The 14,118-nt window shown below is 69.6% G+C and carries 12 protein-coding genes, 1 tRNA gene and 1 pseudogene; 5 read left to right on the top strand and 9 right to left on the bottom strand.

What is annotated here, in order from left to right; translation table 11 throughout:
* The first annotated feature begins 499 nt into the window (after window positions 1-499).
* The 4 genes from BUE48_RS04495 (at window position 500) to mscL (ending at window position 6,100) form a co-directional block, all read left to right on the top strand.
* Window positions 500-2,641 carry an MMPL family transporter gene (locus BUE48_RS04495; protein WP_286988985.1) on the top strand — a complete coding sequence of 714 codons (2,142 nt, stop codon included), beginning with the start codon at window positions 500-502 and terminating at the stop codon, window positions 2,639-2,641.
* A gap of 157 nt (window positions 2,642-2,798) precedes the next feature.
* Window positions 2,799-3,608 (top strand): S-methyl-5'-thioadenosine phosphorylase, encoded by an 810-nt coding sequence (locus BUE48_RS04490; RefSeq protein WP_041440862.1) that lies wholly within the window; start codon window positions 2,799-2,801, stop codon window positions 3,606-3,608.
* A 739-nt stretch (window positions 3,609-4,347) separates the two neighbouring features.
* Window positions 4,348-5,484 (top strand): SAF domain-containing protein, encoded by a 1,137-nt coding sequence (locus BUE48_RS04485; RefSeq protein WP_012851275.1) that lies wholly within the window; start codon window positions 4,348-4,350, stop codon window positions 5,482-5,484.
* A 211-nt stretch (window positions 5,485-5,695) separates the two neighbouring features.
* Window positions 5,696-6,100 carry a large conductance mechanosensitive channel protein MscL gene (gene mscL / locus BUE48_RS04480; protein ID WP_286988982.1) on the top strand — a complete coding sequence of 135 codons (405 nt, stop codon included), beginning with the start codon at window positions 5,696-5,698 and terminating at the stop codon, window positions 6,098-6,100.
* A 650-nt stretch (window positions 6,101-6,750) separates the two neighbouring features.
* Here mscL and BUE48_RS04475 read toward each other — a convergent pair.
* The 5 genes and pseudogenes from BUE48_RS04475 to BUE48_RS04455 all read right to left on the bottom strand — a co-directional run.
* Window positions 6,751-7,803, bottom strand: coding sequence for a M15 family metallopeptidase (locus BUE48_RS04475; RefSeq protein WP_012851273.1), 1,053 nt, complete (start codon window positions 7,801-7,803; stop codon window positions 6,751-6,753).
* Window positions 7,804-8,760: 957 nt separating this feature from the next.
* A complete protein-coding gene (locus tag BUE48_RS04470; RefSeq protein WP_012851272.1) occupies window positions 8,761-8,928 on the bottom strand; it encodes a hypothetical protein in 168 nt (55 codons plus the stop codon).
* A 288-nt stretch (window positions 8,929-9,216) separates the two neighbouring features.
* Window positions 9,217-10,212 (bottom strand): hypothetical protein, encoded by a 996-nt coding sequence (locus BUE48_RS04465; RefSeq protein WP_286988979.1) that lies wholly within the window; start codon window positions 10,210-10,212, stop codon window positions 9,217-9,219.
* A 237-nt stretch (window positions 10,213-10,449) separates the two neighbouring features.
* Window positions 10,450-10,779, bottom strand: a complete 330-nt coding sequence (locus BUE48_RS04460; RefSeq protein WP_286988977.1) for a restriction endonuclease — start codon at window positions 10,777-10,779, stop codon at window positions 10,450-10,452.
* A gap of 4 nt (window positions 10,780-10,783) precedes the next feature.
* Window positions 10,784-11,284: pseudogene (locus tag BUE48_RS04455) on the bottom strand (winged helix-turn-helix domain-containing protein); the annotation flags it as partial.
* Between the two features lie 430 nt (window positions 11,285-11,714).
* Between BUE48_RS04455 and BUE48_RS04450 the strand changes: the two are divergent.
* Window positions 11,715-11,787, top strand: a tRNA-Arg gene (locus BUE48_RS04450).
* Window positions 11,788-11,995: 208 nt separating this feature from the next.
* Here the strand turns inward: BUE48_RS04450 and BUE48_RS04445 are convergent.
* The 4 genes from BUE48_RS04445 to BUE48_RS04430 all read right to left on the bottom strand — a co-directional run bounded on the left by BUE48_RS04445 (window position 11,996) and on the right by BUE48_RS04430 (window position 13,935).
* The gene (locus BUE48_RS04445; protein WP_281055200.1) at window positions 11,996-12,289 is read right to left on the bottom strand and encodes a tyrosine-type recombinase/integrase; all 294 of its coding nucleotides are present in this window, start codon (window positions 12,287-12,289) and stop codon (window positions 11,996-11,998) included.
* A 193-nt stretch (window positions 12,290-12,482) separates the two neighbouring features.
* Window positions 12,483-12,908: a hypothetical protein gene (locus BUE48_RS04440; protein ID WP_286988975.1), complete on the bottom strand. Its 426-nt coding sequence runs from the start codon at window positions 12,906-12,908 to the stop codon at window positions 12,483-12,485.
* Window positions 12,909-13,000: 92 nt separating this feature from the next.
* On the bottom strand, window positions 13,001-13,288 hold the full coding sequence (locus BUE48_RS04435) for a hypothetical protein (protein WP_286988974.1): 288 nt from the start codon (window positions 13,286-13,288) through the stop codon (window positions 13,001-13,003).
* Window positions 13,289-13,629: 341 nt separating this feature from the next.
* The gene (locus tag BUE48_RS04430; protein WP_286988972.1) at window positions 13,630-13,935 is read right to left on the bottom strand and encodes a hypothetical protein; all 306 of its coding nucleotides are present in this window, start codon (window positions 13,933-13,935) and stop codon (window positions 13,630-13,632) included.
* Window positions 13,936-14,118: the final 183 nt, after the last annotated feature.

The following is a 14,118-nucleotide window of genomic DNA, read 5'->3' as shown; positions in this document are numbered from 1 at the left end:
GCGCGTCCGCACGGGCTCAAGAGGCAAAGACCGCTGCATGCGGACGCTTCTTCTCCGTGCATCCCACTTCTTTCGAGGTGGGCTCTTGGAGGCCGAAAAATTCCTCAACAATGGGAGGCTCGCCTCATCCCGGCTCATGGGATTGATTCAGCATTTCGGCCTGCAGAAAAATCGGTAAGGCCTGGCGGTCGGAGCGAAGGCGGTCTCCTCCCCAGGGTGGACCGCCTCGCCGTCGTCTCCCTCCCGGGGCGCAGCCGCCATCCCCGTCTGCGGGACGATGCACACCCGTTCCCGCCGCCCGACCATCGACTCATGCGGCAGGTTCCCGGGCGGCGCGTTCCGCATGCCGGTGGAGTCCCCGGCACGGCCGAGGCGGACCGTGGGAGGGCGCCGGGTGAGGCGGCTCACCCCTCGCTTCTTCGAGATATTACTTGACATACCTCCGAAGCCGAGACAGTCTGCTGCCCATAGACACGACATATCTCAAATGGGGGACATCATGACCGCACCAGGTCAGACGCCGCCCCAGGGACGGTGGGCCCGGCTCGCCGCGCTGCCCGTCGGCGGCAGGGCGAAGTGGGCCGTGCTGGCCCTGTGGATCGTGCTGCTGGCGCTGGTCGGCCCGCTGGCGGGCCGGCTGTCGGAGGTGGAAAAGAACGACGCCGCCGCATGGCTGCCGGGCGGCGCCGAGTCCACCCAGGTCGTCGAGCTGCAAAAACGCTTCCGCGACGAGGAGATCTCGCTGGCGGTGATCGTCTATGAGCGACCCTCGGGGATCACCGCCGCCGACCACGCCAAGGCGCAGGCCGACCTGGGGCCGCTGAGCCGGCTGCCGGGCGCGCGGCAGCCCCAAGGCCCCATCCCCGCCAAGGACGGCAAGGCGCTGCAGACCCTCCTCCCGCTGGAGGACGCCGACCAGGTCAAGGCCGTCGAAGAGGCCCGGGAACTGGTCAAGCGCGGCCCGCCGGGCCTGACCGCGCACGTGACCGGCCCGGCCGGCGCCGGCAGCGACATGATCAAGGTGTTCGAGACCATCGACGGCTTCCTGCTGCTGGCCGCCGGGTCCGTGGTGATCGTGCTGCTGCTGCTCATCTACCGCAGCCCGGTGCTGTGGCTGATCCCGGTGCTGAGCGCGCTGGCCGCCCTCGGCCTGGCGCAGGGCCTGGTCTACCTGCTGGCCAAGCACGCCGGGTTGACCGTCAACGGCCAAAGCGCCGGCATCTTGACCGTGCTGGTGTTCGGGGTGGCCACCGACTATGCGCTGCTGCTGGTCGCCCGCTACCGCGAGGAACTGCACCGCCACCGCGACCGGCACGAGGCCATGGCGTTCGCGCTGCACCGCGCCGGCCCGGCCATCGTGGCCTCCGCCGGGACCGTCAGCCTGGGGCTGCTGTGCCTGGTGGCCGCCGACCTGAACTCCACCGCCGGGCTGGGCCCGGTCGCCGCCGCCGGAGTGGTCACCGCGCTGCTGGCCATGACCACGCTGCTGCCCGCGCTGCTGGTCATCTTCGGCCGGTGGCTGTTTTGGCCGCTGATCCCCCGCTACGACGCCAAATACCTGGCGCCTGAGGCGTATGAGACCGAGCACGGCTTCTGGTCGGGCATCGCCCGCCTGGTGGGCCGGCGCCCCCGGATGCTGGCCGCGGTGATCTCGCTCGTCCTGGTGGGGGCGGCCTTCGGCCTCGGCTCGTTCAAGGCCGAGGGCGTCTCAGACGCCGGCCAGTTCGTCGGCAAGCCGGACTCGATCGCCGGTGCCGAAGCGCTCGCCCGGCACTACCCGGCGGGTGCGGGGAACCCGGCGATCGTCATCGGCGATGCCGCCGCCTCCGGGCTGCTGGACGCGGCGATCGCCGAGACGCGGGGCGTGGCCGAGGTCAGTGCGCCGGTCACCGCCGGCGGCCTGGTCCGCTACGAGGTGACCTTGGCCGACCCCGCCGACAGCAAGGCCGCTCAGCGCACCATCGACCGGCTGCGCGAGGCGGTGCACGCCGTCCCCGGGGCCGACGCCAAGGTCGGCGGCGTCACCGCCACCACCGTGGACATCAACCGGGCCGCCGTCCGCGACAACCTGGTGATCATCCCGATCGTGCTGGTGGTGGTGCTGGGCATCCTGGTGGCGCTGCTGCGGGCGCTGGTGGCGCCGCTGCTGATGATGGGCACCGTGCTGCTGTCGTTCCTGGCCACCCTGGGCGTCAGCGGGCTGGTCTTCACGCACCTCTTCGGCTTCGAGGGCACCGACCCGGGATTCCCGCTGCTGGCGTTCATCTTCCTGGTGGCGCTGGGCGTGGACTACAACATCTTCCTGATGCACCGGGTCCGCGAGGAGTCGCAGACCCTGGGCACCCGCCGCGGCGTGCTGCGCGGCCTGACCGTCACCGGCGGCGTGATCACCTCCGCCGGCCTGGTGCTGGCCGCCACGTTCGCCGCGCTGCTGACCCTGCCGCTGGTGATGATGGTCGAGATGGGCTTCGTGGTGGCGTTCGGGGTGCTGCTGGACACCTTCGTCGTCCGGTCCCTGCTCCTGCCGGCGCTGTGCCACGACCTGGACCGCCGCATCTGGTTCCCCAGCCGCCTGGGTCGTGCCGCTCCCCCCGCCGGGCCGGATGAGCCGGAGTCCCAGCGGGTCCTGCAGCGCGCCTGACCTGCGTCCCTGCCCCCGCGAGCGGTGCCGGCGCCGCTCGCGGGGGCCTTTTCGTCCGCCGCCGGCCGCAAGAGCGGCGCTCCGCACGGATCGTGCGGTTATCCACAATCGGCGGGGAAGCTCCCGTGTGGTCCGGCCGCTGGTTAAGGTCGGCGCCATGACTACCTCCACCGCCACGATCGGGGTCATCGGCGGATCCGGTTTCTATTCGTTCCTGGACGACATCGAGGAGGTCCGCCTCGACACCCCCTACGGTCCGCCGAGCGACCCGATAGCGGTCGGCACGGTCGCCGGCCGCACGGTCGCCTTCATCCCCCGGCATGGACGCGACCACCGCTATCCCCCGCACAAGATCCCCTACCGCGCCAACTTGTGGGCGCTGCGTTCCCTCGGCGTCCGCCAGGTGCTCGCCCCCAGCGCGGTCGGCTCGCTGGTGCCCCAGTACGGTCCGGGCACCCTCGCCGTCCCCGACCAGCTCGTCGACCGCACCTACGGGCGCGTCCAGACCTTCTACGAAGAGGGCGGCGCCATCCATGTCTCCTTCGCCGACCCGTACTGCCCGGTGGGCCGCCGGGTCGTCCTCGACACCGCGCGCAAGGCCGACTGGGAGCCCGTCGACGGAGGCACCCTCGTCGTCATCGAAGGTCCCCGTTTCTCCACCCGCGCCGAGTCGCAGTGGTACGCCGCCCAGGGCTGGACGCTGGTCGGCATGACCGGCCACCCCGAGGCCGTCCTGGCCCGTGAACTGGCCCTGTGCTACACCCCGATCTGCCTCGTCACCGACCTGGACGCGGGCATCGAGGAAGGCGAAGGGGTCACCATGGAGGAGGTCTTCCGTGTCTTCGCCAAGAACGTCAACCGGCTGCGCTCCCTGGTCACCGCCGTGGTCGAGGCCCTCCCCGCCGACCGCGACTGCCCCTGCCCTCACGCACTGGACGACATGAACCTCCCGCTGCAACTGCCCTGACCCCTCCCCGGGCGGAAGGCCGCTTCGCACCCACCGGGCAGGGCTTTTCAGCACGCCGTTCCTGCGGGTCCAAGCGGGTTCCTCACAGTCAAGGGCGACTGTGACGCCCCCAGCGGGCGCCACCGAGGACTCCCGCTGCCCGCGTCCGAAACCGCGTGGTGATGGGTGACCTGTGCGTCCCGGTTCGGAACATCCTGGCCTTCGGTCGGCTCCTTCTTCCCCGGGCCTGTCTTCCCCGGCCCGGTTACCGCTACAACGCCACCGAACCCTGCCAGCGCACCGTCCCTGAGCCGAGATGGGTGGATCGCAGTTGAGAACGATGCCGTGACCTGAGACGCCACGGCACCGGGCATCGTCGATGCCCTCGTCTCCGGCGCTTAAGGCCACGTGTTGAGAAAAGGTTCACCGGCGAACACTCACGGCCGAGCCCCACCAGAGCCGTATCGGCAGTGAGGTTGTCCCAACGCCCTGGTGTCCCGCCGAGCGGGCTGTCACGGTCAGGACGGGATTTGGCCGACCGTGCCATGCCCCCGTCAGGGGCGTCACGAGATGGGCTCCGTCTTCGCTGAGAAAACCTCCGCGGACCTTTTCGCCAAGCGGTTCCGGGAGCCTCGACGGTTTCCGAGGCCATGACATCGCAGGTCACGGCCTCATCCCTGAGTGCGGCGCCCCATTCCGGCCTGCGGGAACGGCATGGCGAAAACGGTTCACCGAAGAATCTCGCCGAAAGGAGAACGCGATGAAGCACGCGAACACGGCCTCTCAACGCACCACTCGGGCCGTCGTCATGCGTTTAAAGCGTCACCGCCGTCTGGTCGCGGCCGTCCTCGCCGCCCTGTCGGTGGCGTTCGGCCTGGCCGCCGTCCACCCGCCCGCCCCGGCCGGCGTGCGGGTCCTCACCGCGGCCCGTGACCTTCCCGGCGGAACCGAGCTGCGCGAGCAGGACATACGGCCCGTCATGATGCCGTCCGCCGCCGTTCCCGACGGAGCGCTGCGGGACCGTGTCGTCGGCCGGGTCCTGGCCGGCCCGATGAGGCGAGGCGAGATCGTCACCGACACCCGCCTGGTCGGTGACGGGCTGCTCAAGGGGTACGGGCCCGGCACCGTCGCCGCCCCGATCCGTGTGGCCGACACCGCCGCGCTTCGCCTGCTGCGCCCAGGAGACCGCATCGATGTCTTCGCCACCGCGTTCTCAGGCGGCTCCGGCATCGCCGATCTGAACGTGGACGATCTGAATCCCCCTGCCCCCGGCACCGGCGACCTCTCCTCCCGGCCACCGGTCGGCTCCGCCTCATCTCCGGACGCTTCCGGCTCCCCCTCCTCCGAATCAAAGTCCTCCGGCTCGGACGCCTCCGACTCGGACCCGCCCACAGCAAACCCGAGCGGTTCACCCTCCCCCGGCTCCCCCTCCCGAACGGCGCCGTCCTTCGCACCCTCAGATGGGAGCGGACCAGCTCTATCCGGACCGCCGTCCACGCCGGGCTCACCTGTTCCGGTCCCGCTCGCCTCCGGCCAAGACGGATCTGCCATGAGGGCTCATCCGGCCGGGGGAGGCGCAGACGGTTCCAAGCCCGCCGGAGCGCTTCACCCAGCCGGGAGCCCTGCCCGGCAGGTCAGCCCGGTGGCCGCCCGAAGGTCCCCTGGCGGGAACCGGCCGGCCGGCCGCTCCGATGCCGGCGGATCGCATCCGATCCCGGTGGGGTTCCCGCCGGCACGGCTGGTGGCGGCGGCGTTGCCGGTGCTCGCGGTGCTCCGGGACGACGCCCGAACCGGCGAGGAGGGAGGCCTGGTCGTCGTGGCCGCCACGCGGGAGCAGGCCGCCGTGCTGGCCGGAGCCTCGGGCGCACGGCTCTCCGTAACGATCGTCACAAGCTGATCCGCCCTTCGGCTCGCCGGCGATAGAGGTTCACCCAAGATCAGCCAGGACGGCCCTTTTCAGCACGCCCTGACGCCCCCTGTCAGATAGCCTCCGCGAGAATCCGAGGCCACTTCCCGTCTCCCTCGACCGGGCGGCCCCGGCTGCACCGCCATTGCGCCGGGCGGATGGGACGCGCGTCGCAAGAGGTCCGACAATCACGGAGACATCAATGAAAGGCTTCAAGAAGTTCCTGCTGCGGGGAAACCTGGTCGAGCTCGCGGTGGCGGTCGTCATCGGTTCTGCGTTCGGGGCACTGATCACCAGCTTCGTCACCGCCTTCATCACCCCGCTCATCGCCCTGCTGGGCGGCCAGCCCGACTACCAGTCCCTCTCTTTCACCGTCAACGGCACCAAGTTCCCCTACGGGGTGTTCCTCACCTCGGCGATCTCCTTCCTGATCATCGCCGCGGTGGTCTACTTCTTCGTCGTCCTGCCGATGGGCAAGCTGCTGCTCCTCATGCAGCGCCGGGAGGAGGCGACCGAGCGTGAGTGCCCACATTGCCTGAGCGACATCCCGCTGCGCGCCACCCGCTGCCGGTTCTGCACTTCGGAGGTCGAACCGGCCACCGGCTGAGCTCGCGACCCGGGCGCATCCCATCCGCACACGAACGCCTGCGTCCTCTTTGAGGAGGGCCGTATGAGGCTGCCAAGCAGCCCGTTTCGCGAAAGCCGCAGAGCACCTGGCAGAGGGGCGTCCGCCGCAGTCTTCGCACCGAGACGGCGCAACCCACGCCCCACCGGGACGGCGGTGCGCCCGCCGTGGTGCCGGTGAACGTCCCCGCAGTCAACCGCCTTGGTCCCGCATACCGCCGGGTACCGCCCCTTGCCGGTGCTGCAAGCCGTCGTTCTCGGCGGTGCCCACGACCGAAGAGGCGTCATCCTGCCCTACTACTTGACGGCTCTGCACCGCTTTCCGTGCGCAAAACGCACCTCGCGGCGAGCCTTCCGCGAAGGAACTCACCGAGGTTCTCTTAGGGGCTGCGCCGTATCGCCCTCCACCGGGGCGAAGGCACGCCCGACCGCTCCGGTGGCCTTTCATCCAGCGCAATGCCCGCCAGGCCCCGCCGCTCACCCTCACGCCCGACCGCTCCGGTGGCCCTTCATCCCCGGTGGCGACGGCGTGCGCGGGTCGCCTCGCTCTTCTCCTGGTCTTCATCGGCGCTCATGCGCCGCGGCCTGCGGGCCGATGTCTCCTTTCGGCGGCACCAGCTCGTTGAGAAAACCTCAGTGCTCGGAGCCGAACTCCCAGTGCCAGGGTTCGAAGGGATTGCTGTAGGCCCAGCTCGGGTGGAACCAGCCGTACTTGCGGGAGTTGGCCTCCATCCAGTTGAACTGGACCGAACCGGAGATCTGCACGCCGCCGCACAGGTCCACCGCCGTGCCCAGCCCGTGGTTGCTGCGTCCGGGAATCGCGGCGAACCCCGGGCGCCGGTAGTAGATCTGTTGTTGCTCGCTCAGGCTCCGGTAAGAGTCCGTGACGCAGATGTCCCGTCCGAACCGTTTCCTGTAGGCCGTGTTCAGCTGGTAGAAGGCCCTGGCGGCGTCGGCTCGCAAATACTCCCCCTTCTGCGGCAGGGGGCACAGGTACTTGGAGGGGATCAGCCCGTTCGGGTACCTGCGCGCGTCGGCGACCAGATCCTCCGGGCAGCTCAGCAGCAGCCGTCTTTCCCTGCTGACGTCAAGCTGGTCGAGCATGGCGGTGAGCTGCGCGGTCAGCTCGGCGGACCGCTGCTTGAGCGCTTGGATCTGCTGCTGCAGCCGGGTCTGCTCGACGGCGTTGCGCGACTGCAGCTCCTGGGCGGTGGAGGCCAGCTTCTCGTACCGCTCCTGCAGCTCGTCGGCCCGCTGGATCAGTTTCTGCTGCCCCATGGCGATGTGCGCCAAATCCGCCGTCATGCGCAGCGAGGCCATCGAGTCACCGCCGTTCAAGAGCCCCAGCATCCCGGTAGAGCCCGGGTTCTGGTAGACGGTGTTCGCCAGCTGGGCGAGCGGGGCCCGGATCCGGTTCAGCTCCGCCTCGGCCTTGCCCAGCTCCTGCAGGGTCCTGCGCAGCTTCTCCTGGGACTTGGCCAGCTCCTTCTTGCCGCTCTCCCACTTCTTGGTGGCCTTCTCCAGGTCTTCGCGTGCCTTGTCGGCCTCACGGCGAAGCCGTTCGACGGGGTCGGTCGCGCTCCGGGCGGCCGCCGCCGGCACCCAACCCTGCGGAGCGCAGAGCACCGCGAGCAGCGTCACCACCAGAAAAGCCGCGCCCAGCGCCGCTGATCGCTGGATCAGCACCTGCGTGTCCTCCGGGAACCGGGAAGTGGAATCGCAGGAACGCTACTACAGGTTGCCTCCTCGACCAGGCACAACCGACGTCAATCCGCGTGATAACCCCGATGTTCGCACCAGCGACGCATGAAGGGGTTGTAACGCCAACTATCCGGACATTCAGGGCGATCCGGCTTGGCCGACCGCCGGGGCCGAGGCCGGGGACTTTCCTTCGGCCTCGACGGCTTCGCAGGGGGCATGGACGCCGACGCGGACGGCACGGGCGTCTTGGCCTTCGGCTTCGGTTCCGGCTGCGCCGCAGTCCCCACCGGCCGCGGCGGCACGTACTTGCCGAACGTCGGGTGCGCCTCCGGGGTCCCCGTCCACGGCTCGGCCGTTCTCCCCTGCACCCCCATGGCCGCGCCCTGCGGTCCACGCCGCGGCCGGTCGTCGGACCCCGACAGCGCCACGGCCCCCGCCAGCAGCCCGAGAACGGCCAGGGACCCGCCGAGCACCCCGGCTCCCCGTCTGCTTCGGAACCACCGGCTGCCGGCGCTTCGTCCACGATGCCGTCCCGCCACGGCAGACAGGGTATCGATCAGCCCATATTCGCAACACTCATCCCATCCGCATCCGCTTCCCCACTGTTGTCAGCGGACACACAACGACTGCTCATCCGCCGATCCCGCAGCCACGGGCTCCTCGTCTCCGCCGCCACCCGTTGTGTCCGCTCCCAGTTCTTTCCTCGTTCCGCACTTCCCCGTGCCGGACGCTCACCCGCTCGCAACGGCCCGTCCAGCGCCTCACCACACACTTGGACGAGCGTCCCAGCGCTCAGAGCCCTGTTGCTTCGGATGGAATCGAGCGACGACCATCCCATTGGCATCGGCTCCAGTAGGTGAGCACCTGCGCCGACTCTTGCCGTTCACGGGAGAGAGCAGGGTTTTCCCAAGGCGCTCCTCTCCTCCTCGGAGTCCGCGTCGATCAGTCGCGTTCCTCATTGAGCGGCACGGACGCGGCCTGCTGTGCCGCATGCGTCCATGCACCGCCGAGCGCGACTCCCCACCAGCGGTCGTGCACCATCCACTGAACCTTTTTCAACACGTGGTCCTGGGTGCCGGAGACGGGAGCCCCGGCGGTATCCGAAGTCACGGCGCCGTTCCTGATTGCGAGGCCCCCGTCCCCACCTGCGGGAACGTCGTGTTGAAAAGGTTCACTGGTCGCTCTCGAGCCGGCGGGCCGGGCCAAGGGATTCAACGGCGTCGCCGAAGGAGCGCTCGGCAAATCTTCCTGCAGCACGTCCGGCGGCTCACCGAATGGCGGCTTGCCGCCGGAAGGGACCGACCTGCGAGCGTCCCTCCAGGGGCGCCCACGGCGATCCGGCCGCCCTCGAGCCGAAGATCTCCACGTTCCGGGCGCGGGGCGCCTCCCCCTTCGAGCTCATCTGGTCAGGCGCAGCGCCTCGAACGCGAACGCCGTCGCCGCCTGGCGCAAGGGCTCGGGCGGATCCCCGCAGAACACCACGGCCCAGCGCAGGAACTTCGCCACGACGACCGCCGCCGTCTCCCCGTCCCCCTCTGTGATCAGTGCGAAGGCGACACCGGGCCGGTCCTCGCCGCCCGGGTGGGGGACGATCCGGCCGAGCGGGGTCCGATCAGGTGCCAAGATCTCCAGCCGGGGCGGGGAGACGCTGCTCCCGCGCACCACCAATGCCGGCCTGCCATCGGCATCGAACACCGCGAATCCCCCGGCCAGCCGCGCAATGAAGAACGCGACACCGCCCGAGGGAACACGGGCGGTGACAAAGGGACGCGAGGTCGCGAATCGTCGCCCTCCGCGCTGCGCGGACTCCACGCCGCTCAAGACGATCGGCGGGCGGGAGGAAGCGCGAAATCTCAGCAGCGTCCGGCCGTGTCCGTCGCGGAACCGGCGCCGCCCCATCAGGCCGTCCGCCTCGCCGACTTCGGCGAGCACTCGCCGTGCCCGGGCCCGTGCCCGGACAAGGAAGCAAAGGGCGATCCCCGCCACCGGCAGACTCACCGCCCACATGAGCGCCCCGGGGATCAGCGCGTGCCGCGAACGGCCCAGGCCACCGGCGTACGGGCCGAGCGGCCCCACCCGCACCGGGACCTCCCGCCCGATGTCGTCCCCGCCGACCCCGGAGACATGACCGGAGCCCCGGGCGCCGTCGGCGAAACGCCAGCTGCCGCGGCAGTCCAGGTACGTGGTGTCGTGACGCACCTGGCGCCGCTCGCACGCCTCGATGGTGGCCACGGCCCGTTCTCCCCACACGACCGTGTAGATGACCGCTCCGGGGAGGATGAGCATGAAGAACGCCGACAGCAGCAAAGCGAGGACGAAGCAGGTCGGAGCGGCGGCGGCCGCGAAGAACCTCTTGGACGCCGCCCACCGGTCCGGCTTCGCCACAACGGTCATTCCGTCCCTCTTCCGTCAGAGCATGCCGCGCCGGGCGGGATTCGCCACCGGGCCATCATGCGGCAGAGGACGTCCCGTATGACCGAAGAGCCGCCGAACGCTTGCTGAAGCTCGCTCGCCATGCGCGGGAACCGGCATTCCACGGCCTTCGGGTCGCGCAGCGGAACACAGGGCCGGTCAGACAGGGGCGTTCAGCGGCCACGAGGTCATGCCGCGAAGCAGCAGCCCGTGGCCGGCTCATTCGCCGCTGAAGAAGTCCTCGTCGATCTTCTTGATCGTGACGGTTTGGGCTTCCTGGACGCCACAGTCGTAGACGATCATGAGTTCACCCAGGCGCCGGCCGTCGATCAGGACGATCCGGGAAGGGACCTTCTCCGCAAAGTCGATGGCGTCCGGGGAGAAACCGGTGGTGGCGATGAAGATCCCCCGGGAAGCCTGAGCGCCCTGCAGCGCGCCGGCGAAGGCCTGGACGTCGGGACGCCGCACCATCCGGTCGGCGGCATAGCGTTTGGCATGGATGTAGACGACGTCCAACCCGAGAGGGTCCTGGCGGATCAGGCCCTCCACACCCTCATCCTGGGCCGCCGAGACGGCGCACCTCGCCCTCAGGGCCGCCGTAACCCATCCGGGACAACAGCTTCACCACGCAGCGTCCCAGAAACTCCGGGGGCGCCCCGCGAAGCCGTTCGACCAGCTCATCGGCCAGTGCCGCGTGCGCCTCGGCGACCAAGTGGGGGATCAGCTCCAACGGAGAGGCGTCCGCCGGTGACAGATCCGCCTCACCGGCCGGCTCGGCGGGCCTGCGACGGCGAGCGCGGAACTCGCGGTACTCGGCGAACCGGCTCAGCACCTTCATGTCCACGCGGTCCGGGTGCTCGGCCAGGACTTTCCGTCCCCGGCCGGTGATCCGGGTGACGCCTCGACGAGGCCGCTCCAGCAGCCCGGCTTGGGCCATGTGCGTGATGGACCAGGCGATCCGGTTGTTGAACAGCTTCTGCCCGCCTGAGGGCAGCAGCTCCGCACACTCCTCCGCACTCAGCCCGAAATGGTCGGCCATCGCCGCGACAACCGCGGCAGACTCATGATCACCGCGCCATCAGCGTGAAGGACCGCATCAGGGTCTGGAAGTCGGGGATCGGCCCGGCACTCCCCCGAACGGCACGAACTCGAACAGAAGCCGCCCTGACCGATGAGACGAGGCCTCCTCGATCAAGCAAACCGCCAGCCTTCGGGCAAGACAACGGACAGAGATCGCCGCAACCGTCACCCATGCCCCCTGCCCCGGGGGCCATACGACCGGCCCGAGACGCCGCTCCCAGCCCGCTGGGCCCCGGGCAGGTACGCCAATAACCCCGCGCGGGAGAGGCAGCGGACGGCGTACCCTGGACCCGGACGACGGTCAGCGGCCAGAGCGCCTACCCGGACACGGGGCAATATGCGCGCAATGGCCGCCGCGTGCAGCGGATAGCCGGGCGGGTCCGCTAGGCTCTGACCTGCGTTGGGCCCCCGTAGCTCAGGGGATAGAGCAACGGTTTCCTAAACCGTGTGTCGCAGGTTCGAATCCTGCCGGGGGCGCTCAAACGATCAGGCGAAACAGCCTCTGGCCTGCGCTTTCTCACTTCTCCCCCATGATCGGCGTATGCAGCCGAGTGCCACCGTGAGCAGGCCCGGAGCACCGTTCGCGGGATATACGCGGGATGAGATTCAAGGCATCGCCGCAGGTCAGAGCCCCGAAAACACAAGGGCTCCGGGATGCCCCGGAGCCCGTGAAGCGCAGGCCCGCTCACGCCGCCAACGCCCGTTCGATCAGCCGGTTGATCCGCTCCTCATCCCCGTCCATGCAGCCCGCGTAGACCTTCCACAGCACATCGACGCTGTGGCCCAGCCGCCGAGCCGCCTCCTTGGGCGGGACACCGGAGTTCAGAAGCAGCGTCGCGCAAGCGTGCCGCAGATCGTAGGGACGGCCGGCCAGCGGCGAGAGCTGCTGTTCGGGCGACAGGCCGATCCTGCGCGCCTCCTCCCAGACCCGCGACAGCGTGGAAGCGGGAATCACACCACCGGTCGAGGTGGCGAACAGCCGGCCATCGGGAGCCGTGCCGAACTCCTTCAGGTGTGCCCGCAGGACGGTGACAGCGAAGACGAAAGTGCCACCGCCCGGTCATAAAGACCACCTGATCACTCAACAGCCCGAGTACCTCGCGCTCCCCGACTCCGCCCCAAGCAACCGGCTCGCCTCAACACCACTAGAACACGCCCTCGGTGCTGGGCGGTCAGCCGTGGCTGTGAGGAGTCAGAACGAACCCTGCCGCGATCAGTGCCGTGGTGATCTCCCCGATCCGCCGCGGCCCCAACCCACGAACGTGTTGGAGTTCGTTGTCTTCCCACAGCCGCAGCACCTGGCCCACCGTCACCCTGCCCCTCAGGTGGGACCGCAGCGGGTTGGCCGCATGCCGCGACAGGCCCAGGCAGGCCAGTGGGCAGTCCCGCGTCACCGGAACCATCCCACTGTGATCATGCACCTCTGCCCGCCCGGTTCCCGACGCGGTACCCGGGAACCGGGCGTCCAGGTCGGCCAGGGCATCGGTGGCGTGGCGGACCCGCCGGATCGCCAGCGCCCGTTCCCGCGCGCTGATCGTCTGGGAGACCGTCCAAGGCCCATACACCCGGACCACTGCCTGCAGATACCACCTCTGCACCGCCACATCCCCCGCAACCGGCCTCACCCGGCCACCCGGGCCGATGGCAGCGGCAGGAGGGAACGGCTTGCTCGGGCTCGTGGCCGCCGCAGTCATCGGACCACCCGTCCGGTCAGGGCTGCGGTCACCCGGTCGGCCACCGCCTCCGGATCGCTGACCGGGCCGATTTCGCCTCCGGTGTCGGCCCAGGTGAACACCCAGCCGCCGGCTTCTTCCCGGCAGCTCACTTCGACCGCGTGTGACGCCGCTCCCTGCCTCATGACCCGCAGCACCCGCAGCCCGTCCCGTTCGACCAGCCCACACAGCAGACCGGGGCGCCGGCACAGCTCGGCATCCAACGCGGCCAGGTGCACCCGGCGAGGCCCGAACGTCCCGGCCACGTTCGCAGCCTTGAATCGCTCTCGTTCAAAACCCAAGGTCCCGCTCCCGACTCGTCTTTGACGCGGGACCGACGACACGGCAAGGTGACCGTCTTTCCCTCCCCTGGACGATCCGGTCAGGAAGAGGCCCTGTGCCGCGCCCGGCCACCTGCCACGCCACCGGCCCCGCAGCCCATCACGCCGCTTCAGCTCGCTGAGAAGGCGAGCACCATGAACACGGCGTCCGCTTACGCTCCGGTCCCGGTCCACCGCCGCGCCCCCGCCACACCAGCAGCCCTCGGCTCGCCGACACCCACTTCCAGCCACGCCCCCGGCATGGCGAATCCTGCTTGGCCTGTCCGTTATTCACCGGTGATCGCCGCCGTTCCGTTGGCATAGCCGTTCTGCAAGCTCACGTACTTGGCGATCTCAGCCGCCGCGCCCATCACGTCCGTGGTGGGGTGCTTGCTGTCGCCCCGCCGCCAGGTGAAGACCCGCCCGGAGGCACTGACGAACACCCACACGTACACACCCGGAATGGCCGTCCCGATCGCCAGGCCCGCCACCCCTTCACTGATCTCAGCCCCGAGACCCAGCCGCGCGAGCGCATCCCGCAACGCGCCCAGGAGCCGCAGCTCCTGTTCTCTGCTGATCTCCTCGCTTGCCATGCCACGAGCATCCGCCCAGCTCGTGTCGCATCTCGATGCTGCGAATCAGTCGTCTTGGACGTCTGTATCCCGCGACTGTCTCATGTTTGTCTCATGTCGCAGCCTGATCCGGATCAGCCTGCTTTTCAGAGGCGAGAAAGGAACGTCCGGTGTCCCCCACGCCGATCCTGCTTCATGTGCTCC

Origin of the sequence: Thermomonospora sp. CIF 1, from assembly GCF_001896795.1 — a bacterium.
GTDB classification, from domain to species: Bacteria; Actinomycetota; Actinomycetes; order Streptosporangiales; family Streptosporangiaceae; genus Thermomonospora; species Thermomonospora curvata.
Note: the sequence above shows the minus strand (reverse complement) of the source record. Positions and strands in the feature narration are given on the sequence as shown.